Source organism: Streptomyces sp. NPDC003034 (assembly GCF_053591375.1).
The window spans coordinates 38,200-60,652 of the sequence record NZ_JBSFTS010000033.1; the positions used below are offsets into that span (position 1 = coordinate 38,200).

The following is a 22,453-nucleotide window of genomic DNA, read 5'->3' on the forward strand; positions in this document are numbered from 1 at the left end:
CACTGCGCGTCCGTCGGTACGGAAGAGCCTAGAACTACTCCGCGCTCGTGGGGAGATCATTTCCGTCATTGAATTCACGCTGTTCCGGCTGGAAGCGGCCGGTAAAGCAGTCGGCTGCGGATGCCCGAGGAGGGCACCCGCAGCCGCCCTGCTTGGTCAGAGGTACTGACCGGTGTTTGCCACCGTATCGATGGAGCGACCGGTGTCCGCGCCCTGCTTTCCGGTGACGAGTGTGCGGATGAATACGATCCGCTCGCCCTTCTTGCCGGAGATCCGGGCCCAGTCGTCCGGGTTGGTGGTGTTGGGCAGGTCCTCGTTCTCCTTGAACTCGTCCACGCAAGCCTGGAGGAGGTGGGCGACGCGGAGGCCCTTCTGGTTGTGTTCGAGGAAGGCCTTGATGGCCATCTTCTTCGCACGGTCCACGATGTTCTGGATCATCGCGCCGGAGTTGAAGTCCTTGAAGTAGAGGACTTCCTTGTCTCCGTTGGCGTACGTGACCTCTAGGAAGCGATTCTCCTCGGATTCCGCGTACATCTGCTCGACGACGGTCTGGATCATGCTGTGGACGGTGCCGGCCGGGGAGCCCTGGTGTTCGGACAGGTCGTCCGTGTGCAGGGGCAGCGAGGCCTTGAGGTACTTCGCGAAGATGTCCTTCGCGGCCTCGGCGTCCGGGCGCTCGATCTTGATCTTCACGTCGAGGCGGCCGGGTCGCAGGATGGCCGGGTCGATCATGTCCTCGCGGTTGGAGGCGCCGATGACGATGACGTTCTCCAGGCCTTCCACACCGTCGATCTCGGCGAGCAGCTGGGGGACGATGGTGTTCTCCACGTCCGAGCTGACTCCGGATCCGCGGGTGCGGAAGAGGGATTCCATCTCGTCGAAGAAGACGATGACGGGGGTGCCCTCGCTGGCCTTCTCGCGGGCACGCTGGAAGACGAGGCGGATGTGCCGCTCGGTCTCGCCGACGTACTTGTTGAGGAGTTCGGGGCCCTTGATGTTGAGGAAGTAGGACTTCCCGGCGGGCTGGCCGGTCACCTCGGCGACCTTCTTGGCAAGGGAGTTGGCCACGGCCTTGGCGATGAGCGTCTTGCCGCAGCCGGGCGGGCCGTAGAGCAGGATGCCCTTGGGCGGCCGCAGTTCGTGCTCCTTGAACAGGTCCGGGTAGAGGTAGGGGAGCTCGACGGCGTCGCGGATCAGCTCGATCTGGTCGCCCAGGCCGCCGATCTTGGAGTAGTCGATGTCCGGGACCTCTTCGAGGACGAGTTCCTCGACCTCGCTCTTGGGGACGACCTCGTAGACGTAGCCGGAGCGGGGTTCGAGCAGCAGGGCGTCGCCGGGGCGGATGGTGATGTCCAGGAGCGGCTCGGCGAGCCTCACCACCCTTTCCTCGTCGGTGTGCCCGACCACCAGGGCGCGCTCGCCGTCCTCCAGGATCTCCTTGAGGGTGACGATGTCCCCGGCCCGCTCGAATTGCATGGCCTCGACCACGTTGAGGGCCTCGTTGAGCATGACCTCCTGGCCGCGCCGGAGGTCTTCCGGTTCGACGCTGGGGCTGACGTTCACGCGGAGTTTGCGGCCTCCGGTGAAGATGTCCACGGTGCCGTCCTCGTTGGACTGCAGGAAGACACCGAAGCCGGCCGGCGGCTGTGCGAGCCGGTCGACTTCTTCCTTGAGGGCTACGATCTGGTCGCGGGCCTCACGGAGGGTATTCGCCAGTCGTTCGTTCTGTGCGGATACGCCGGCAAGATTTGTCTGCAGCTCGACGATCCGCTCTTCGAGAATCCTCGTGTGTCGCGGAGAGTCGGCGAGCTTACGTCGCAGGACGGCGATTTCCTGCTCTAGGTAGGCAACCTGGCCGGCGGGGTCCTCGGACCCTCGCCCGGGCCGGATGCCGCGGTTGATGTCGTCGTCGTGGGCTGCCACGGTCCTCACCTCCTCCAAGGGGAGCTGGACGCTTCCTGACCCTACCTGGGCTGGTGGTGATTGAAACCCCTAGATCACAAAGACGGTAGGGGTGTGTCCGATCTTCACCCTTGCGTACTCCCTCACACCAGGGAAATACCCACCCTGCGGCATCGGAAAGCGGCCGGTTGTAAGGTCGAAGTGTTCAACACCCGTCAGAGCCCGCGCGACTTGCCGCGAGTCGTGACCGGGATGGATCACTCAGCGCAGGGAACGGCAGGAGATATGACCGTGCAGCAGGAGGCTCCCGCGGCTGGCGCCGGCGGGGCCGGCGAGCCGCTTGAGGTCTGGATCGACCAGGACCTCTGCACCGGGGACGGCATCTGCGCGCAGTACGCGCCGGAGGTGTTCGAGCTGGACATCGACGGTCTGGCGTACGTGAAGAGCGGTGACGACGAGTTGCTGCAGAGCGCGGGGGCGACGACTCCGGTTCCGCTGCCGCTGCTCCAGGACGTGGTCGACTCGGCGAAGGAATGTCCGGGTGACTGCATTCACGTAAGGCGCGTTTCGGACGGGGTGGAAGTCTTCGGCCCGGACGCCGAGTGACGTTTCAAACACGCTTGGCGGTCGAGTCCGTCAGCTCCTGGCGGAATTTTCCGCCGCTCCAGCGCCACTTGGCGAGCTGCTGGCGGTCGGGGCAGCAGCGGGGGACCTCGGGGGCGGAGTAGCCGAGGAGGGTAGCGGTGACCGCTCCGTCGCGGACGGTGAGATCGGTGACGGTCTGTCGTGCGGTGGTGTCGAGGAGGGTGGCGACGAGGCGGGGCGGGGCGGCTTCGGTGCGGTCCCGGGTGAGGACGTAGAGCGCGTGGGGCGGGGTGCCGGAGCCCGCTTGGCAGCGGACCGCCACGACGGTTTCGGGGCGGGCGTCGCCGTCGAGGTCGCCGTGGGCGGTGGCGGTGGCCGCTTGGGGGGCGCCCTTGCAGTCCAGGGGGTAGGTGAAGCCGGTGGTGTCGGGGGACGAGGCGGCAGCCTGAGGGCCGCTCGCGGGGGCGGCGACGGTTTCCGTGGACGCCTGGGCTGATACGCCGGTGGCCGGCTGGACGAGCCCCGCGGTGGCTATGACGGCCGCCATGGCGCAGGCCGTGGCGAGCCAGTGGATGGGCCTGGCGCCGCTGTGCGCCGGGTTTTCCAGGGTCGGGGCCAGCTCGACGGTGCGGTACGGCACGCGGGGTGTCTCCTGTGCGAAGGGTGACGGGGAGCCAGCATCGTGCCACACCTCACACGGGGGCGGAACGGCCGGGTCCGTGCAGGTTCGGTCGTCCGCGTTGGGGCGGGTGCGTTCGGGCGGGTGCGTTCGGGCGGGTGCGTTCGGGCGGGTGTGCTGTCAGCGCACAACGAAAAGGCGCTGCCGCGCAGTTCCCGGCTGGTCCGGAGAACTGCGCGGCGGCGCCTGCGTGTTGGGTGAGCGGGTGGGCCGGTGTCGCGGTTGCCGTCAGGCGGACCGGTCGCTGCCGGGGCCGTCGTAGTCCTCGCCGTACGCGCCCTTGGAGGGGCGGCGGCGGCGCAGGGGCGGTTCGACGCCGTCCGCGAGGCGGCGGGCGGTGACGAGGAAGCCGGTGTGGCCGATCATCCGGTGGTCCGGGCGGACGGCCAGGCCCTCGACGTGCCAGTTGCGGATCATCGATTCCCAGGGCTGCGGTTCGGCGTAGCAGCCGAACTCGCGGATGGATTCGACGGTCCGGGCGAGCTGGGTGGTGGTGGCCACGTAGCAGCAGAGGATGCCGCCGGGGACGAGCGCCTTGGAGACGGCCTCCAGGCACTCCCAGGGGGCGAGCATGTCGAGGATGACGCGGTCGACGTCCGTGTCGGACAGGTTGTCCTGGAGGTCGCCGACGGTCAGCTGCCACGCGGGGTGGGGGCCGCCGAAGTAGCGCTCGACGTTGGCTGTGGCGATCTCGGCGAAGTCCGCGCGGCGCTCGTAGCTGTGGAGCATGCCCTGATCGCCGATGGCGCGCAGCAGGAAGCTGCTCAGGGAGCCGGAGCCCACACCTGCTTCCACGACGCGGGCGCCGGGGAAGATGTCGGCGAAGGCCAGGATCTGGCCCGCGTCCTTGGGGTAGACCACGGCGGCGCCGCGGGGCATGGACAGGACGTAGTCGGGGAGCAGGGGACGCAGCGCGAGGTACGCGACATTGCCCGTGGTGCGGACAACGCTGCCCTCGGGAGCACCGATCAGCTCGTCGTGCGGGAAGGAACCCTTGTGGGTGTGGAAATTCTTCCCGGCTTCGAGCGTGAACGTGTAGTGGCGGCCCTTGGGGTCGGTGAGCTGAACCTGGTCCCCGACCTCGAAGGGCCCGCGTCGGCGGGCGGCACCGGTCGGTTCGGACATGTGACCAGTGTATTGGCTTCAGGGCTGGGGCCGCGCCATGGCCTTCACGAAGGCCTTCTCGACGTCCAGGGTGGACAGGACGCCGTAGATCTCGCCGCCGGGTTCGAGGACGAGGTATTCGGAGGCGGGGGTGGCGCGGAGGTGGTCGAGGAGTTCTTCGCCGGCGAGTTCCGCGGACACCTTCATGCCGTCGGTGAGGTCCTGGGCGAGGGTGCTGACGGCGACCCACGGGCGGCGGTGTTCGGGGACGGAGGCGATGGCGCTCTCGCGGACGATGGCGGTGGGCGCGCCCTGGCCGTCGACTACGACGAGGGCGCGGGCGCCGGCCGCGTTGGCCCGGCGCAGGGCTTCGGAGAGCGGGGTGGTGTGCTCGACCGGGATGGCGCGCCGGGTGAGGGTGCGGGCGCGCAGTTCGGGGAGGTGTTCGCGCAGGCGTGCCATGCGCAGGCTGTTGCCGGCGCCGGTCCAGATGATCGCGGCGAGGATGGCGGCGAGCAGCGCGTCCATGACGGTGTCCATGCCGCCGACGTCCTGGGCTCGGTTGCCGACGAGCCCGGTGTGGGTGAGGAGGGGCAGGCCGAGGAGGACGGCGATGGCGAGGCCGCGGCCGATCCAGGCGGCGGCGACGGTTCCGGCCATGGGTTTGCCGGTGATGCCCCAGATGACGGCGCGGAGCATGCGGCCGCCGTCGAGGGGGAGGCCGGGGAGGAGGTTGAAGGCGGCGACGAGGAGGTTGGAGATCATCAGGCCGGCGAGGAGGACGCCGGGGACGGTCGCCGGGTCGACGGCGTTCATGCCGAGGTAGAAGGCTCCGGCGAGGAGGAGGGAGAGCAGGGGGCCGACGAAGGCGAGGACGAATTCGCGGCCCGGGGTCTCGGATTCCTTTTCGATCTCGGAGACGCCGCCGAAGAACTGGAGCCGGATGCGGCGGACGGGGAGTTTGAAGCGGAGTGCGGCGACGGTGTGGGCGAGCTCGTGGACGAGGACGGAGGCGTAGAAGGCGACCGCGAAGAAGAGGGAGACCAGGTAGCGGACCGGGCCGAGGTCGGGGAGGATCCGGTCGAGCTGGTCGCCGAAGACCCAGGTGATGAGGGCGGCGACCAGGAACCAGCTGGGCGAGACGTAGACGGGCACGCCGAAGGGGCGGCCCATGAGGAGTCCGCCGCCCGGTCCGGAGCGCCGGGCTCCGCGCTCGCCGGTTTCGTCGGTGTCTGCCACGGCTGTCCTTCGTTCGGTGCTGTCCGGCGGGTCGGTTCCGTCGGCGGTTTCTCGCGCGGTCCCAGTGTGGTGGCGCTGTGGGTCCGGCGTGTGTACGGCCGCGCCGTGGCGCGGTGTGATGCATCGATCATGCAGTGCCGGGGGGCCCGGCGTCGATGGTATGCGCCGCTTGTCGGTGGCGGGCCGTAGGGTTTCGCGCATGACGATGAGTTCCGGTGCTGTGCGGGGCGCAGCCGATGCCGGCGCGGTGGCGGGCGCTGCGCGGCCCATGTCGCTTTCCCCTTCGCGGGCGAGCGATTTCATGCAGTGCCCGTTGCTGTACCGGTTCCGTGTGATCGACAAGCTGCCGGAGAAGCCGAGTGCGGCGGCGACGCGGGGGACGCTGGTGCACGCGGTGCTGGAGCGGTTGTTCGACCATCCGGCGCCGGAGCGGACGGCGCCGCGGGCGAAGGCGCTGATCCCGGGGCAGTGGGAGCGGCTGCTGGAGGCGAAGCCGGAGCTGACGGGGTTGTTTCCAAAGGGGGACGAGGGGGCGGAGCTGGCGCGGTGGCTGACGGAGGCCGAGGCGCTGGTGGAGCGCTGGTTCACCTTGGAGGACCCGACGCGGCTGGAGCCGGTGGAGCGGGAGTTCTTCGTGGAGACGGAGCTGGAGTCGGGACTGCGGCTGCGCGGGATCATCGACCGGGTGGACGTGGCGCCCACGGGTGAGGTGCGGATCGTCGACTACAAGACGGGCAAGGCTCCGCGGCCGCAGTACGCGGAGGGCGCGTTGTTCCAGATGAAGTTCTACGCGCTGGTGGTGTGGCGGCTGAAGCAGGTGGTGCCGCGTCGGTTGCAGCTGGTGTACCTGGGGAGCGGGGACGTGCTGACGTACGACCCGGTGATCGCGGATCTGGAGCGGGTCGAGCGCAAGCTGCACGCGTTGTGGGAGGCGATCAAGGAGGCGACGGAGAGCGGTGAGTGGCTGCCCCGGCCGACGAAGCTGTGCGGCTGGTGTGATCATCAGGCGGTGTGTCCTGAGTTCGGGGGGACTCCCCCGGCCTATCCGCTGGTGATCGTTCCGCGTGAGCGGGCGGAGGCGGCCCGGGCGGAGGCTGCACGGGCGGAGGCGGCCCAGCAGCAGGGGGCCGGGGCGGAGCCGTCTCGGGCCGAGGGGTCCGGGGAGGGCGCGGTGGTCCGCCCGGCGGAATCCTGATCGTCGGGCCAGGGCAGAATGGGCGGCGTCCGCCGAAGCCGTCCGACGAATCGAGGTAGACCCCGTGGCGATCCGCGTCCTGTTGGTCGACGACCAGCCCCTGCTGCGCACCGGCTTCCGGATGATCCTGGAGGCGGAGGAGGACCTGGCGGTGGTCGGCGAGGCGGGGGACGGTCTGCAGGCGCTGGACCAGGTGCGGGCGCTGCAGCCGGACGTGGTGCTGATGGACATCAGGATGCCCCGGATGGACGGGGTGGAGGCGACCCGGCAGATCACCGGTCCCGGCCGGGACGGACCGGCGAAGGTGCTCGTACTGACCACCTTCGACCTGGACGAGTACGTCGTGGAGGCGCTGCGGGCGGGGGCGAGCGGGTTCCTGCTGAAGGACGCGCCCGCCACTGAGCTGGTGCAGGCGATCCGGGTGGTCGCGGCGGGTGAGGCGCTGCTCGCGCCGAGCATCACGCGGCGGCTGCTGGACAAGTACGCGGGCCACCTGCCGTCGGGCGAGGAGAACGTACCGAACTCCTTGGGCACGCTGACGGAGCGTGAGGTGGAGGTGCTGAAGCTGGTGGCCCGGGGGCTGTCGAACGCGGAGATCGCGGCGGACCTGTTCGTGAGCGAGACCACGGTGAAGACGCATGTGGGGCACGTGCTCACGAAGTTGGGCCTGAGGGACCGGGTCCAGGCGGCGGTGTACGCGTACGAGAGCGGTCTGGTCCGCCCGGGCGCCGGGCAGTAGCCCCGGATACCGGAAGGGGCCGGCAGCCGCGTCGCGCGGCTGCCGGCCCTTCCTCTTGGCCCACGGGTCAGCCCTTGCTGATCTCCCAGAAGCGGAAGACGGTCGAGGCGTCCAGGGACCACTGGAGACCGCCGACGTCCTGGCGGGTCACGGCGTACTGCTTGCCCTGCCAGAGCGGGAGCAGCGGGATCTCGTCGGCGACGATGTCCTGCAGGCGCGTGTAGTCGGGCACGGCGGCGGTGCGGTCGGTCTTGCCGGAGGTCGACGGGATGATGCTCCCGGTGATCTCCTTGTTGTCGTAGTTGTTCTGCAGGACGTTGCCCTCGCCGAAGAAGGGCTGCGTGAAGTTGTCCGCGTCCGGGTAGTCGGGGACCCAGCCCTTCACGTAGACGCCGTACTTGCCGGCCGCGATGTCCTTCTCGTACTGGTCGAACTCGACGGACTTCATCTCGGCCTCGAACAGGCCGCTGTCGTTGAGCTGCTGGGCGATGACCTGGAACTGCTGGTCGGTGGAGGGGCCGTAGCGGGACGGCGTGGACCACAGGGTCAGCTTGATCTTGCCGTTGATGCCGGCGGCCTTCAGGACGGCCTTGGCCTTCTCGGGCTGGGGGCTGCCCCCGTAGCGGTCGAAGAAGGCGGTGGTGTGTCCGGATATGCCGGCCGGGACGATGGAGTACAGCGGGGTGGCGGTGCCCGCGTACACGTTCTTGACCAGTGCCTCGCGGTCGATGAGGTAGGCGATGGCCTTGCGGATGGGCAGCTTGCCGGCGACCGGGTCGTTCATGTTGAAGACCATGTGCTCGACTTCGGCGCCGGTGCCCTGGACGACATCGACCTTCTGGTCGCCCGTTTTGACGGAGGCCAGGCCGGCGATGTCCTTGGCGGCCAGGCCGCGGAAGGCGAAGTCCACCTCGCCGCGTTCCAGGACGGTCTTGAGGGTGGCCTGGTCCCCGTTGAAGAACTTCAGGGTCACGCCGTTGTTCTTGGGCTTGGCCTTGCCGCTGTAGGACTCGTTGACCGAGAAGCCGGCGCTCTTGTCGCTGTAGGAGTCCAGCTTGTAGACGCCGGAGCCGACGGCCTTGTTGTCGGTGCGGAGCTTGTCGGCCGGGTATTCCCGGTGGTCGACGATGGAGCCGGCGCCCGAGGCGATCTTGCTGGGGAAGGTCGCGTCGGCCGTCTTGAGGCGGAAGACGACGGTCTTCTCGTCGGGAGTGTCGATGCCCGCGATCGACGAGAGGAGCACGGCGGGGCCGTTCTCGTCATTGATCTTCATGGTGCGCTCGAAGGAGTGCTTGACGTCCTTGGAGGTGAGGCTGTTGCCGTTGCTGAACTTCAGGCCGCCGCGCAGGACGCACTTGTACACCTTGCTCTCGCCGCCCTCGAAGGAGCAGGTCTGCGCGGCGTCGGGCTCGGGCGTGGTGCCGCCCTTGGGGAAGCCCAGCAGCGACTGGAAGACGTTGTTGAAGAGCAGCCAGGAGCCCGGGTCGTAGCCCGAGGCGGGGTCGATGGACTTCACCTTGTCGGATATGCCCATGACCACGCCCTTGCCGTTGCCGGCATTCGAGCCATCCGTCGAACCGCAACCGCTGAGCAGCGCGGCGGCGGTGGCCGCGCCGAGCGGGGCCGCCAACCACTGGTTACGTGTCATCACGCGAACGTCCTTCACAGTCTTAACGAATCGTTGCGCCGGCCTGCGACACCCGCCGCCGGTTCCTGTCGGTCTCAGCCGCTGACTCCGCGGCCGAGCTCCCACAGTTGGAGGTCGGAGATGGCGTTGACCGACCACTCCACTCCGGTGATCCCGTCGCGTGCGGCGACGTACTGCTTGCCCTGCCACAGGGGCAGGACGGGCACGTCCTCGGCGACGATGTCCTGCATCTCCGTGATCGCGGGGGCGGCCACGTTGCGGTCGACCGCGCGCCGGGAGTCGGGGATGAGCTTGGTGCGCACCGTGCTGTTGGCGTACGGCGTGCCCAGGAAGTTGTCCTGCTCCAGGAACGGGGCGAGGAAGTTGTCGGCGTCCGCAAAGTCGGGGAACCAGCCGAGCCCGTAGGCGGCGTGGTCGCCCTTCTTCTGCGCGGGCCGGAAGTCGGCCCAGTCGCTGCCCTGGACGGTGATGTCGAACAGCTGAGTGGAGTTCAGCTGCGTCTTGAGGGCCTCGAACTCGGCGGCCGTGCCGTCGCCGTAGTGGTCCTTGGTGTAGTTCAGGGTCAGCTTGACGGGGGTCTTGATTCCCGCGTCCTTCAGCAGGGCGGCCGCCTTGGGGGTGTTGGCTTCGCCGTACTTGTTGAAGAAGGAGTTGACGTGCCCCGTCAGGGAGGTGGGGACCAGCGAGTAGAGCGGCTGCGCGGATTTCCCGTAGACCTTCGAGATGAGCGCGTTGCGGTCGACGGCGGCGGCGAGGGCCTGGCGTACGGCCTTGTCCTTGACGACCGGGGCCTCGGTGTTGAAGCCGAGGTAGCGGATCTCCAGGCCAGGCATGGGGACGAGCCTGACGCCCTTGGGCGGCTTGGCCGACAGCTCGGTGATCTGGTCGGGCGACAGGGTGCGGGAGACCATGTGGATGGATCCGTCGGTGAGCGCCCTGCCCATGCTCCGGGAGTCGGGGAAGGTGCGCAGCTCGGCCTTGTCGTTCTGCGGCTTGAGGTCGCCCTTGTAGTGGGGGTTCTTGCTGAAGACGGCGCGGACGAGCTGGTTGTCCTTGACTTCTGCCTTCATCGTGTACGGGCCGGAGCCGTCCACGGCGAAGCCCTCGCGCAGCTTCCCAGCGTCGTAGTCCTTGGCGCTGACGATGCCGGTGGCGGGGGTGGAGAGCTTGTTGGGGAAGGTCGCGTCCGGGGTCTTCAGGTGGAAGACGACGGTGTCGGCGCCCTTGGTCTCGACGGTGTCGAGGGTGGACAGCAGGGAGGACGGACCGTTCTCGTCCTTGATGGCGAGGACGCGGTCGATGGAGAACTTGACGTCCTTGGCGGTGAGCGGGTCACCGCTCGCGAACTTCAGCCCGGGGCGCAGGGTGCAGCGGTAGCTCTCGTTGCCGGCGTCGGTGAAGCGGCAGTCGGAGGCTGCTTCGGGCACGGGCTGGCCGCCGCCGCGCGGGGTGTGCATCAGCGTCTGGACGGTCTGGCGCAGGATGTTCCAGGCGCCGGCGTCGTAGGCGTGCGCCGGGTCGAAGGGAGCGGGGGCCGTCTCGTTGGCTTCGAACCGGTCGGTGGTGCCGACGACGATCGCTCCGGATCCCGCTCCACCGCCGCTCGCGCTGCCGCAGGCGGCCAGCGTGGGGGTGAGCAGTCCGGCCGCGGCCGTCAGCACCAGGGTCTTGCGGTTCATGCTGGAAGTACTCCCTATGACCGGCACTTGCTCAAAGCGGTGTGAAGGGCACTTCGCGGTGGTCGCCCGTTCGGGGCGGAACGATCGGGCCGGTGTTGTGACGATCGGTCCACGCCGTCCGGGCACAGGGGTGTGTGTCCGGTACGGCTGAGGTGCGGCGTAGTGCCCGGATTGACAGTAGTGGCCGTGGACGGGATGGCTGGAACTGGCCTGACTTGGGGCGTAATCGCACCGTGATGGGAGCGGACTGCCTGTTGATGAGGGGGTCGCCGCAGATTCGGTCACGTGCTGATCAATGCGGACACAAGGGAAGGCCACAGGGCCGCCCGACAGGTCCGTCCGGGCCGAGGCGCGTGACCAAGGTCACGTGAGGCCAACACCCCGGAGGGGATGGAATTTCAGCCTCCGGGGCTTCGGGCGGAAGATTCTTCCGCTGGACATCGATCCTGCGGGTGTTCTGTTCGGTACGGAGCGTGTGCGAGGGGTGCCGTTATGTATCGGCGGACGCCGTTCGTTGGCACCTGACGGCCGGGCGCGGGCGCCGGACCGCCGGAGGCCTGACGGGGACGGTGCGATCAGTTCAGCGGGACGATGAGGGAGCGCAGGAAGGCCAGGTCCACGTCCTCCAGCGAGCGCACGACCGTACGCCCGGGCGCGGGCGTGATCAGACCGACGGAGGGGACCGCCACCACCCGGCAGCCGGCGGCCTCCGCGGCGGCGACACCAGTGGTCGTGTCCTCGATGACCGCGCACCGGGAGGGGTGCGCGCCGAGGCCGGTGGCGGCGAGCAGGTACGGATCGGGGTGCGGCTTGGTACGCGGGACCTCGTCCCCGGCCACGGTCAGGGTGAAGCGGTCGCGCCCCAGGGAGAGCAGCACCTGGTCGATGACGCGGCGGTGCGATGCGGAGACGAGGGCGGTGGGCACGTTGTGCCGGGCCAGCTCGGCCAGGAGCCGCTCGGCGCCGGGCATGAGCGGGACGCGGTCGGCGATGCGCGCCTCGAAACGCTCGTTGAGCAGCACGCTCAGCTCGCCGACGGTGATGGCGGCGCCGGTGGCCTCGATCAGGAAGGCCGCGCTCCGGGTCATGGGACCGCCGACGACGATGTGGCGCCAGGACTCGTCGAGCCGGTGCCCCAGCTCCCCGAAGACATCGACCTCGGCGTCCCACCAGAAGCCTTCGGTGTCGACGAGGGTGCCGTCCATGTCGAGCAGCACCGCCTGGAGGGCTGAGCCGTCGGCCGTACGGGTGACGGCGGCGGGAACGGTACTCGTCATGCGCACACCTCTCGGAAGGGACGAGAAGGCCGGTCACCTCTTCCGCGGGGCATACCCCGGGGAACAGGCGACCGGCCTGTATGGGACCGACTAGTGTACGTCGCTCCGCGTCAGCGTGCGTTGAAATACTTCGCTTCGGGGTGGTGGATGACGATGGCGTCGGTGGACTGTTCGGGGTGGAGCTGGAACTCCTCCGAGAGGTGGACGCCGATCCGCTCCGGCTGGAGGAGGTCGGCGATCTTGGCCCGGTCCTCCAGGTCGGGGCAGGCGCCGTAGCCCAGCGAGAAGCGGGCACCGCGGTACTTCAGGTCGAACATGTCCTCAACATTGGCCGGGTCCTCGCCGGCGAAGCCGAGCTCGGCGCGCACGCGGGCGTGCCAGTACTCGGCCATGGCCTCGGCCAGCTGGACCGACAGGCCGTGCAGTTCCAGGTACTCGCGGTAGGAGTCGGATTCGAAGAGCTTGGCCGTGGCCTCGCCGATGCGGGAGCCGACGGTGACGACCTGAAGGCCCACGACGTCGGTTTCGCCGGAGTCCTCGGGGCGGAAGAAGTCGGCCAGGCACAGGCGGCGGCCGCGGCGCTGGCGCGGGAAGGTGAAGCGGGTCCGCTCATTGCCGCGCTCGTCCAGGATGATCAGGTCCTCGCCCTTGGAGACGCAGGGGAAGTATCCGTAGACGACGGCGGCTTCGAGGAGGTTTTCGGTGTGGAGCTTGTCCAGGAGGCCGCGCAGGCGCGGGCGGCCCTCGCTCTCCACGAGTTCCTCGTACGTCGCTCCGCCGGCGCGGGCCTGCTTCAGACCCCACTGGCCCTTGAAGAGGGCGCCCTCGTCCAGCCAGGAGGCGTAGTTCTTCAGCGGGATGCCCTTGACGACCCGCGTGCCCCAGAACGGCGGGGTGGGGACCGGGTTGTCCACGGCCACGTCGGAACGGCCACCGGGCTCCTCCGGCTCGTCCGCCGGGAGGACCGGAACATCCCGCTTCGCGACCCGGCGCTGCTTGAGCTCGGGCAGGGACGCGCCGGGGACGCCGCGCTTGACGGCGATCAGGGCGTCCATGAGGCGCAGGCCTTCGAAGGCGTCGCGGGCGTAGCGGACTTCGCCCTCGTAGATTTCGTGGAGGTCTTGTTCGACGTAGGCGCGGGTGAGGGCGGCGCCGCCCAGGATGACGGGGTAGTCGGCGGCCAGCTTGCGCTGGTTGAGCTCCTGAAGGTTCTCCTTCATGATCACCGTCGACTTCACCAGCAGCCCCGACATGCCGATCACGTCGGCCTTGTGCTCCTGCGCGGCCTCCAGGATCGCGGAGACCGGCTGCTTGATCCCGATGTTGACCACGTTGTAGCCGTTGTTGGTCAGGATGATGTCGACCAGGTTCTTGCCGATGTCATGCACGTCACCGCGCACGGTGGCCAGCACGATCGTGCCCTTGCCGTCATCGTCGGTCTTCTCCATGTGCGGTTCCAGGTAGGCCACCGCCGTCTTCATCACCTCAGCCGACTGCAACACGAAGGGCAACTGCATCTGACCCGACCCGAACAGCTCACCGACGACCTTCATACCCTCCAGCAGCGTGTCGTTGACGATGTCCAGGGCCGGACGCGTCCGCAGCGCCTCATCCAGATCGGCTTCCAGGCCGTTCTTCTCCCCGTCGATGATCCGCCGCTGCAAACGCTCGTCCAAAGGCAGCGCCAGGAGCTCCTCGGCCCGGCCCGCCTTGAGGGACTTGGTGTTCACGCCCTCGAACAGCGCCATCAGCTTCTGCAGCGGGTCATAACCCTCCGCCCGGCGGTCGTAGATGAGATCCCGAGCGGTATTGACCTGCTCCTCATCGAACCGCGCGATCGGCAGGATCTTGCTCGCGTGGACGATCGCCGAATCCAGACCCGCCTTCACACACTCGTCAAGGAAGACGGAGTTCAGCAGCACACGCGCCGCCGGATTCAGACCGAAGGAAATGTTCGACAGGCCCAGGGTCGTCTGAACCTCCGGGTGGCGGCGCTTGAGCTCACGGATCGCCTCGATCGTCGCGACGCCGTCCCCGCGCGACTCCTCCTGCCCCGTGCAGATCGTGAACGTCAGGGTGTCGATGAGGATGTCCGACTCCCGGATCCCCCAATTCCCCGTCAGATCCGCGATCAGCCGCTCCGCGATCGCCACCTTGTGCTCGACCGTGCGGGCCTGGCCCTGCTCATCGATGGTCAGCGCGATCAGCGCCGCCCCGTGCTCCTGAGCCAGCCCGGTCACCTTCGCGAACCGCGACTGGGGCCCGTCACCGTCCTCGTAGTTCACCGAGTTGATGACCGCCCGCCCGCCCAGCTTCTCCAGACCCGCCTGAAGAACGGGAACCTCCGTGGAGTCCAGCACGATCGGCAGCGTGGAAGCGGTGGCGAAACGCCCCGCCAGCTCCGCCATGTCCGCGACACCGTCCCGGCCGACATAGTCCACACACAGGTCCAGCATGTGCGCGCCCTCACGGATCTGCTCGCGGACCATCTCCACGCAGTCGTCCCAGCGCGCTTCCAGCATCGCCTCACGGAACTTCTTCGACCCGTTGGCGTTCGTGCGCTCACCGATCGCCATATAGGCGGTGTCCTGACGGAACGCCACCGTCTGATAGAGCGAGGACGCCCCCGCCTCCGGACGCGGACTGCGCTCGCTGACAGCCACACCGCGCACCCGCTCGACGACCCGGCGCAGGTGCTCCGGCGTCGTCCCGCAGCAGCCGCCGACCAGGGACAGCCCGTACTCGCGCACGAAGGTCTCCTGCGCATCCGCCAGCTCCGGGGCGCTCAGCGGATAGTGGGCGCCGTCCTTGGTCAGGACCGGCAGACCCGCATTGGGCATGCACGAGAGCGGGATACGGGCATGGCGCGCCAGATAGCGCAGGTGCTCGCTCATCTCCGCCGGGCCGGTGGCGCAGTTCAGACCGATCATGTCGATCCCCAGCGGCTCCAGCGCCGTCAGCGCGGCGCCGATCTCCGAGCCCAGCAGCATCGTGCCGGTCGTCTCCACCGTCACCGAGCAGATCAGCGGAACCGAAACCCCCAGCGCCTCCATCGCCCGCCGCGCCCCGGTGATCGAGGACTTCGTCTGCAGCAGGTCCTGCGTGGTCTCCACCAGCAGCGCATCCGCGCCACCCGAGATCAGACCCTCCGCATTGACCTGGTAGGCGTCACGGATCTGCGCATACCCGATGTGGCCCAGCGTCGGCAGCTTCGTACCCGGCCCCATCGAGCCCAGCACCCACCGCTGCTCCCCCGTCGAGGCCGTGAACTCATCCGCGACCTCCCGGGCGATCCGGGCACCCGCCTGCGACAGCTCGAAGTTGCGCTCCGCGATGTCGTACTCCGCCAGCGCCGCGAAATTCGCCCCGAAGGTGTTGGTCTCCACACAGTCCACACCCACCGAGAAATACGCCTCGTGGACCGTGCGCACGATGTCGGGACGCGTCACGTTCAAAACCTCGTTGCAGCCCTCCAGCTGCTGGAAGTCCTCCATCGTCGGATCCTGCGCCTGGAGCATCGTCCCCATCGCCCCGTCAGCCACCACCACCCGAGTGGCCAGTGCCTCACGAAGGGCATCAGCCCGGGTCTGGGTATCAGCGGGCGGGTTCGGCAACGAGGCCATGCTTCTGCTCCCTGGGATGCGACGGCTGTCGGCTTTGCACCCCTCGGTGTCAAAGGGTGCACGCGGCCAGAGTAACCGCGTGGCCCCGGACCCGGTGGGGGCGTCCCACGTGGCGGACTGCATTCTGTGGCGGGGGCCTGCCGGGTGTCGCGAGGGACGCACCGGCGAAGCTGTCTCGAAGACTTCCCCGAACCATGCGAGAGGTCGGCATCGACCGATACTGTTCAGCATTGTCGAACCGCGTCACCATGGACGCACCAGTCAGTACGGTCAGCAGGAGGCTTGCACGATGGCACGGAACATCCAGTCGCTCGAACGAGCCGCTGCGATGCTGCGGCTCCTGGCAGGCGGCGAGCGCCGGCTGGGACTCTCGGACGTGGCCTCCTCACTCGGCCTGGCCAAGGGCACGGCCCACGGCATCCTGCGCACCCTGCAGGCCGAGGGCTTCGTGGAGCAGGATCCGGCCTCCGGGCGGTACCAGCTCGGGGCGGAGCTGCTGCGGCTGGGGAACAGCTATCTGGACGTCCACGAGCTGCGCGCCCGCGCTCTGGTCTGGACGGACGACCTGGCCCGGGCGAGCGGCGAGAGCGTGTACGTGGGGGTCCTGCACAAGAGCGGGGTGCTGATCATGCACCACGTGTTCCGGCCGGACGACAGCCGTCAGGTACTGGAGGTCGGGGCGATGCAGCCGCTGCATTCGACCGCTTTGGGCAAGGTGCTGTCGGCGTACGACCCGGTGGCCCACACCCAGGCCCACGATGTGGAACGCGAGGCGTTCACGCCCCGCACGGTCACCGACGGCACCGCTTTCGAGGAGATCCTGACGCTGACCCGGGCGCGCGGCTGGGCCGCCGATGTCGAGGAGACCTGGGACGGCATCGCCTCGGTGGCGGCCCCCATCCACGACCGGCGTCGGATGCCGGTGGGCGCGGTGGCGGTCGCGGGCGCCGTGGAGCGGGTCTGCGGCGACTCGGGAGAGCCGCACGGCGCCCTGGTGGCCTCCGTACGGGACTGTGCGCGGGCGGTGTCGCGCGATCTCGGCGCGGGCCGGTTCTGAGCTTTCCCCGGACCTGAGGGGCCGCTTCCCGGCTCCCCCCTGCACCTGACGGCCGGTTCCCGGCTTCCCCTAGCACCCGGCGGCCGCTTCCTGGCCGCCACCCGGCTGCTTCCTGCCCTCTTTTGGCCGTATACCGACCATGTCATGGCCGGTTTTGGGCGATCGTACCTAGTGGTAACGATCCGGCACCTGGCCCCGGCGACCTCTTGACGCATTCTTCACTCGGGCGGAAAACTGCCGTTCACCGGTCGGCATTGTCGAACACCTGACGGCAATAAGAGTTAAGGTGTGACAAGCCAAGGGCCGGTGCAGCACTCACCGAGTGCGCGGACGGCCGGACGGGACCCGGCGTCCGCCCACCCCCTGGACGTATGACTAAGGAGTCGCGGGTGTCCAGCTCCGACATCTTCATCGGCGAGATCATCGGTACCGCCGTACTCATCCTGCTCGGCGCCGGCGTCGTCGCCGCCGTCGTGCTCAAGCGCTCGAAGGCGCAGAACGCGGGTTGGCTGGCGATCACCTTCGGGTGGGGCTTCGCGGTCATGACCGCCGTGTACATGACCGGCACCCTGTCCGGCGCCCACCTCAACCCCGCCGTCACGCTCGGTATCGCCATCAAGGACGGGGACTGGAGCAACGTTCCGGTCTACTTCGCCGGCCAGCTCCTCGGCGCCATGATCGGTGCCACGCTGGCCTGGGTGGCCTACTACGGCCAGTTCAAGGCCCACCTGACGGATCCGGAGATCGTCGCGACCAAGTCCGAGACGGCGGGCCTGGTCGACCAGAAGACGGAGCCGGCCGCCGGCCCCGTGCTCGGTGTCTTCTCCACCGGCCCCGAGATCCGCAACGTGTGGCAGAACCTCGCCACCGAGATCATCGGCACCCTGGTGCTGGTGCTCGCGGTACTCGCCTTCGGCCTCAACGACGAAGGCAAGGGCCTGGGCACCCTGGGCGGTCTGATAGTCGCCCTGACCGTCGTCAGCATCGGCCTCTCGCTCGGCGGCCCGACCGGCTACGCCATCAACCCGGCGCGCGACCTGGGTCCGCGCATCGTCCACGCGCTGCTGCCACTGCCGAACAAGGGCGGCTCCGACTGGGGATACGCCTGGATCCCCGTCGTCGGCCCGCTGATCGGCGGCGCCCTCGCCGCGGGTATCTACAACCTCGCGTTCGTCTAAGCCGTTCGCCCACCGGACTTCCCAGGAGCAGCCACCATGACCAGCAGCACCGGCCCGTTCATCGCCGCGATCGACCAGGGCACCACCTCCTCCCGCTGCATCGTCTTCGACCGCGACGGCCGCATCGTCGCCGTCGACCAGAAGGAGCACGAGCAGATCTTCCCGAAGCCGGGCTGGGTCGAGCACGACGCGGCCGAGATCTGGACCAACGTCCAGGAGGTCGTCGCCGGGGCCATCGCCAGGGCGGCCCAGGACATCCCGGGCTTCACCGTGGCCGACGTCAAGGCCGTCGGCATCACGAACCAGCGCGAGACCACCCTCCTGTGGGACCGGCACACCGGCGAGCCGGTGCACAACGCGCTGGTCTGGCAGGACACCCGCACCGACGCCCTGTGCAAGGAGCTCGGCCGCAACGTCGGCCAGGACCGCTTCCGCCGCGAGACCGGCCTGCCGCTGGCGAGCTACTTCGCGGGGCCGAAGGTCCGCTGGCTGCTCGACAACGTCGAGGGCCTGCGCGAGCGCGCCGAGGCCGGCGACATCCTCTTCGGCACCATGGACTCCTGGGTCATCTGGAACCTCACCGGCGGCGCCGAGGGCGGTGTGCACGTCACCGACGTCACCAACGCCTCGCGCACCATGCTGATGAACCTGCACACCCTGGCCTGGGACGAGCGCATCGCCGAGTCGATGGGGGTTCCGCTGGGCGTCCTGCCCGAGATCCGCTCCTCCGCCGAGGTCTACGGCCACGTCAAGGACGGCGTCCTCGCCGGTGTCCCCGTCGCCTCGGCGCTCGGTGACCAGCAGGCCGCGCTGTTCGGCCAGACCTGCTTCGCCGAGGGCGAGGCGAAGTCCACGTACGGCACCGGAACGTTCATGCTGATGAACACCGGGGACAAGCTCATCAACTCCTACAGCGGCCTGCTGACCACGGTCGGCTACCAGATCGGCGACCAGAAGCCGGTCTACGCTCTGGAGGGCTCCATCGCCGTCACCGGCTCGCTCGTCCAGTGGATGCGCGACCAGATGGGCCTGATCAAGTCCGCGGCCGAGATCGAGACGCTGGCCTCCTCGGTCGAGGACAACGGCGGCGCGTACTTCGTGCCGGCCTTCTCCGGCCTCTTCGCCCCGTACTGGCGCTCCGACGCCCGCGGTGTGATCGCCGGCCTCACCCGGTACGTCACCAAGGCGCACATCGCCCGTGCCGTCCTGGAGGCCACCGCCTGGCAGACCCGTGAGATCACCGACGCCATGACCAAGGACTCGGGCGTGGAGCTCGCGGCCCTCAAGGTCGACGGCGGCATGACCTCCAACAACCTGCTGATGCAGACGCTCTCGGACTTCCTGGACGCCCCCGTGGTGCGCCCGATGGTCGCCGAGACCACCTGCCTCGGCGCCGCCTACGCCGCCGGCCTGGCCGTCGGCTTCTGGCCCGACACCGACGCCCTGCGCGCCAACTGGCGCCGCGCGGCGGAGTGGACCCCGCGGATGCCCGCCGAACAGCGGGACCGCGAGTACAAGAGCTGGCTCAAGGCCGTCGAGCGGTCCATGGGCTGGGTCGACGACGAAGACGCCAGCTGACCGCACGGCCGGCGCAATCGACGAGTAAGTAGGAGTCAAGGGATATGAGCAGCCTGCAGAGCGTTCCCACCCTGGGTACGCACCCGACCGCCGGTTCGAACGCGAGCCGCGCCGAGACCCGTGAGCAGCTGGCGAAGGCCACGTACGACCTGCTGGTCATCGGCGGTGGGATCCTGGGCACCTCGGTGGCCTGGCACGCCGCGCAGTCGGGTCTGCGGGTCGCCATGGTGGACGCCGGCGACTTCGCCGGCGCCACCTCCTCGGCCTCCTCCAAGCTCGTCCACGGCGGCCTGCGCTACCTGCAGACCGGCGCGGTCAAGCTGGTCGCCGAGAACCACCACGAGCGCCGGGTGCTGGCCAAGGACGTGGCCCCGCACCTGGTCAACCCGCTCACCTTCTACCTCCCGGTGTACAAGGGCGGTCCGGTAGGCGCCGCGAAGCTGGGTGCGGGCGTCTTCGCCTATTCGGCGCTGTCCGCCTTCGGCGACGGCATGGGCAAGGTCATATCGCCGGCCCGTGCCGCCGCCGACAACCCGGGCCTGAAGACGGACAACCTCAAGGCCGTCGCGGTTTATTACGACCACCAGATGAACGACTCCCGCGTCGCCGTCATGACGGTCCGCGCGGCCGTCGAGTCGGGCGCGGTCGTCCTCAACCACGCCGAGGTCACCGGTCTGCGCATGACGCGCGGCCGGGTCTCGGGCGCCGAACTCAAGGACCGCCTCGACGGCACCGAGTTCGGGGTGGACGCACGGGTCGTGCTCAATGCCACCGGCCCGTGGGTGGACCACCTGCGGCGCATGGAGGACAAGCACTCGATGCCGTCCATCCGCCTGTCCAAGGGCGCGCACATCGTCATGAAGCGCAAGTCGCCGTGGAAGGCCGCCATGGCCACCCCGATCGACAAGTACCGCATCACCTTCGCCCTCCCGTGGGAGGACCAGCTGCTCCTCGGTACGACCGACGAGGTCTACGAGGGCGACCCGGCGGACGTGCGCGCCACCGAGGCCGACATCCAGCAGATCCTGGACGAGGCGGCCTTCTCGGTGAAGGACGCGGACCTCGACCGCTCGCTGATGACGTACGCCTTCGCCGGTCTGCGGGTGCTGCCCGGCGGCCCCGGCGGGGTCGAGAAGGCGAAGCGCGAGACGGTGGTCTCCGAGGGCGCGGGCGGCATGCTGTCGGTCGCCGGCGGCAAGTGGACGACGTACCGCCACATCGGCCGCGTGGTCATCGACAAGCTGGCGAAGCTCCCGGGCAGCCCGCTGACCGAGGACATGGAGCCGCTGAAGTCCCTCGTACGCCGGGTGCCGCTGCCCGGCGTCGCCAACCCGAACGCGGTCGCCCACCGGCTCCTGGTGGACCGTGAGCCGGGCAGCCGGATGGACCCGCTGACCGCGCGGCACCTGGCGTCGCACTACGGTTCGCTGGCCTTCGACATCGCGCGGATCGCCAACGAGGACCCGGCGCTGGCCGAGCGGATCCACCCGGACGGCCCGGAGATCTGGGCGCAGGTCGCCTACGCCCGGGACAACGAGTGGGCCGAGACGGTCGACGACGTGCTGCGCCGCCGCACGACGGTGACCATCCGCGGGCTGGACAGCGCCGAGGTGCGCGGCCGGGTCGAGGAGATGCTGGGCGAGCGGGCATAGCTCCCACGGCCGGGGGAAAGAGGGGCGGTTCCAAGGGGAACCGCCCCTCTGCCGTGGGCTGTGGCCGGTGTCCCCTCAAGGCTTAGGCTGGCCCACGTACACAAGGAACTTCGGAAGGAGACCTGGGTGATCGAGCTTGAGGGCGTGCCCGAGCTGATCGACCCGGTCATGGTGGCCGCGTTCGAGGGCTGGAACGACGCGGGTGACGCGGCCTCCGGTGCGGTCGCGCACCTGGACCGGGAGTGGAAGGGCGAGGTCTTCGCGGCTCTGGACGCCGAGGACTACTACGACTTCCAGGTCAACCGGCCGACGGTGTGGCTGGACAACGGGGTACGGAAGATCACCTGGCCGACGACCCGTCTTTCGGTGGTCCGGATCAAGGGTGCCAAGCCCCGGGACCTGGTGCTCGTACGGGGCATCGAACCGTCCATGCGGTGGCGGTCGTTCTGCAACGAGATCCTCGGCTTCGCGCACGAGCTGGGCGTGGAGATGGTGGTCATCCTGGGGGCGCTGCTCGGAGACACTCCGCACACCCGGCCGGTGCCGGTGAGCGGGGTCACCTCGGACGCCGATCTGGCGCGGACGATGGACCTGGAGGAGACCAGGTACGAGGGCCCCACGGGCATCGTGGGCGTCCTTCAGGAGGCCTGTACGCACGCGGGTGTTCCGGCGGTGTCACTGTGGGCGGCGGTGCCGCACTACGTGTCGCAGCCGCCGAACCCGAAGGCGACGCTGGCCCTGCTGAACCGGCTGGAGGACCTGATCGACATCCGGGTCCCGCTGGGCGAACTGCCGGAGGACGCGCGGGCCTGGCAGCTGGGCGTGGACCAACTGGCCGCCGAGGACAGCGAGGTGGCGGAGTACGTGCAGACGCTGGAGGAGGCGCGGGACACCGCGGACCTGCCGGAGGCGTCGGGGGACGCGATCGCGCGTGAGTTCGAGCGGTACCTGCGTCGCCGGGACCCGGCGGCGGGGCCGGCGCCCGAGCCGGGGGACGGCTCCTACCTGCGGGACACCACGAGCGGCCTGACGCGCCACCCGAAGCGCAAGCCGGACCACTCCGCGGAGGAGCAGCAGCCGCCGGCCGCGGCCCCGGACGAGGACACCCCGCCGGAGCCGCCGGAGGCGTAGCCACGCGGGACCTGTGCGGCGCCGGCGCGCAAGCGCCCCGGGCTGCGCCCGGCTCCGTGGGGCTCCGCCCCACACCCGGCGCATCAAACGCCGGCGGGGCTGGAATGTGCCGCAGCGCGGTCCATGACCGTGTCGGCGCCCCACTTGGTCGCCCAGGTCATCTTGTCCACCTCCTCCTCGATGGAGG

16 protein-coding genes are annotated in these 22,453 nt (G+C 69.2%); 8 read left to right on the top strand and 8 right to left on the bottom strand.

From position 1 onward, the window contains the following. Positions 1-156: 156 nt before the first annotated feature. Positions 157-1,923 (bottom strand): proteasome ATPase, encoded by a 1,767-nt coding sequence (gene arc / locus ACWDX7_RS25580; RefSeq protein ID WP_451490719.1) that lies wholly within the window; start codon positions 1,921-1,923, stop codon positions 157-159. A gap of 264 nt (positions 1,924-2,187) precedes the next feature. Between arc and ACWDX7_RS25585 the strand changes: the two genes are divergently transcribed. Continuing rightward, positions 2,188-2,508, top strand: coding sequence for a ferredoxin (locus ACWDX7_RS25585; RefSeq protein ID WP_451490720.1), 321 nt, complete (start codon positions 2,188-2,190; stop codon positions 2,506-2,508). Positions 2,509-2,512: 4 nt separating this feature from the next. On the opposite strand, the gene ACWDX7_RS25590 is transcribed toward ACWDX7_RS25585, so the two are convergent. The 3 genes from ACWDX7_RS25590 to ACWDX7_RS25600 all read right to left on the bottom strand — a co-directional run bounded on the left by ACWDX7_RS25590 (position 2,513) and on the right by ACWDX7_RS25600 (position 5,509). Next, complete coding sequence (locus tag ACWDX7_RS25590) at positions 2,513-3,034, bottom strand: hypothetical protein (RefSeq protein ID WP_451490737.1); 522 nt, start codon at positions 3,032-3,034, stop codon at positions 2,513-2,515. 360 nt (positions 3,035-3,394) lie between these two features. Continuing rightward, a complete protein-coding gene (locus ACWDX7_RS25595) occupies positions 3,395-4,291 on the bottom strand; it encodes a tRNA (adenine-N1)-methyltransferase (RefSeq protein ID WP_150520350.1) in 897 nt (298 codons plus the stop codon). Between the two features lie 18 nt (positions 4,292-4,309). Beyond that, positions 4,310-5,509, bottom strand: coding sequence for a site-2 protease family protein (locus tag ACWDX7_RS25600; RefSeq protein ID WP_451490721.1), 1,200 nt, complete (start codon positions 5,507-5,509; stop codon positions 4,310-4,312). Positions 5,510-5,708: 199 nt separating this feature from the next. Between ACWDX7_RS25600 and ACWDX7_RS25605 the strand changes: the two genes are divergently transcribed. Both ACWDX7_RS25605 and ACWDX7_RS25610 read left to right on the top strand, forming a co-directional pair. Further along, positions 5,709-6,704, top strand: coding sequence for a RecB family exonuclease (locus ACWDX7_RS25605; protein WP_451490722.1), 996 nt, complete (start codon positions 5,709-5,711; stop codon positions 6,702-6,704). A 64-nt stretch (positions 6,705-6,768) separates the two neighbouring features. Beyond that, complete coding sequence (locus tag ACWDX7_RS25610; protein ID WP_451490723.1) at positions 6,769-7,443, top strand: response regulator; 675 nt, start codon at positions 6,769-6,771, stop codon at positions 7,441-7,443. 67 nt (positions 7,444-7,510) lie between these two features. Here ACWDX7_RS25610 and ACWDX7_RS25615 read toward each other — a convergent pair whose 3' ends face one another. From ACWDX7_RS25615 to metH, 4 genes are all read right to left on the bottom strand, one after another. After that, entirely contained in the window at positions 7,511-9,094 is a 1,584-nt protein-coding gene (locus ACWDX7_RS25615) for an ABC transporter substrate-binding protein (protein WP_451490724.1), read from the bottom strand. 71 nt (positions 9,095-9,165) lie between these two features. Next, entirely contained in the window at positions 9,166-10,770 is a 1,605-nt protein-coding gene (locus tag ACWDX7_RS25620; RefSeq protein WP_451490725.1) for an ABC transporter substrate-binding protein, read from the bottom strand. 575 nt (positions 10,771-11,345) lie between these two features. After that, positions 11,346-12,047 carry an HAD family hydrolase gene (locus tag ACWDX7_RS25625; protein ID WP_451490726.1) on the bottom strand — a complete coding sequence of 234 codons (702 nt, stop codon included), beginning with the start codon at positions 12,045-12,047 and terminating at the stop codon, positions 11,346-11,348. A gap of 110 nt (positions 12,048-12,157) precedes the next feature. Next, entirely contained in the window at positions 12,158-15,670 is a 3,513-nt protein-coding gene (gene metH, locus ACWDX7_RS25630) for a methionine synthase (RefSeq protein WP_451490727.1), read from the bottom strand. Between the two features lie 289 nt (positions 15,671-15,959). Between metH and ACWDX7_RS25635 the strand changes: the two genes are divergently transcribed. The 5 genes from ACWDX7_RS25635 (at position 15,960) to ACWDX7_RS25655 (ending at position 22,266) form a co-directional block, all read left to right on the top strand. Next, on the top strand, positions 15,960-16,727 hold the full coding sequence (locus ACWDX7_RS25635; protein ID WP_451490728.1) for an IclR family transcriptional regulator: 768 nt from the start codon (positions 15,960-15,962) through the stop codon (positions 16,725-16,727). A 389-nt stretch (positions 16,728-17,116) separates the two neighbouring features. Next, on the top strand, positions 17,117-17,905 hold the full coding sequence (locus ACWDX7_RS25640; RefSeq protein WP_451490729.1) for an MIP/aquaporin family protein: 789 nt from the start codon (positions 17,117-17,119) through the stop codon (positions 17,903-17,905). Positions 17,906-17,941: 36 nt separating this feature from the next. Beyond that, complete coding sequence (gene glpK, locus ACWDX7_RS25645) at positions 17,942-19,483, top strand: glycerol kinase GlpK (protein ID WP_451490730.1); 1,542 nt, start codon at positions 17,942-17,944, stop codon at positions 19,481-19,483. Between the two features lie 44 nt (positions 19,484-19,527). Then, complete coding sequence (locus ACWDX7_RS25650; RefSeq protein WP_451490731.1) at positions 19,528-21,135, top strand: FAD-dependent oxidoreductase; 1,608 nt, start codon at positions 19,528-19,530, stop codon at positions 21,133-21,135. 126 nt (positions 21,136-21,261) lie between these two features. Continuing rightward, positions 21,262-22,266, top strand: coding sequence for a PAC2 family protein (locus ACWDX7_RS25655; RefSeq protein ID WP_451490732.1), 1,005 nt, complete (start codon positions 21,262-21,264; stop codon positions 22,264-22,266). Positions 22,267-22,453 lie beyond the last annotated feature (187 nt).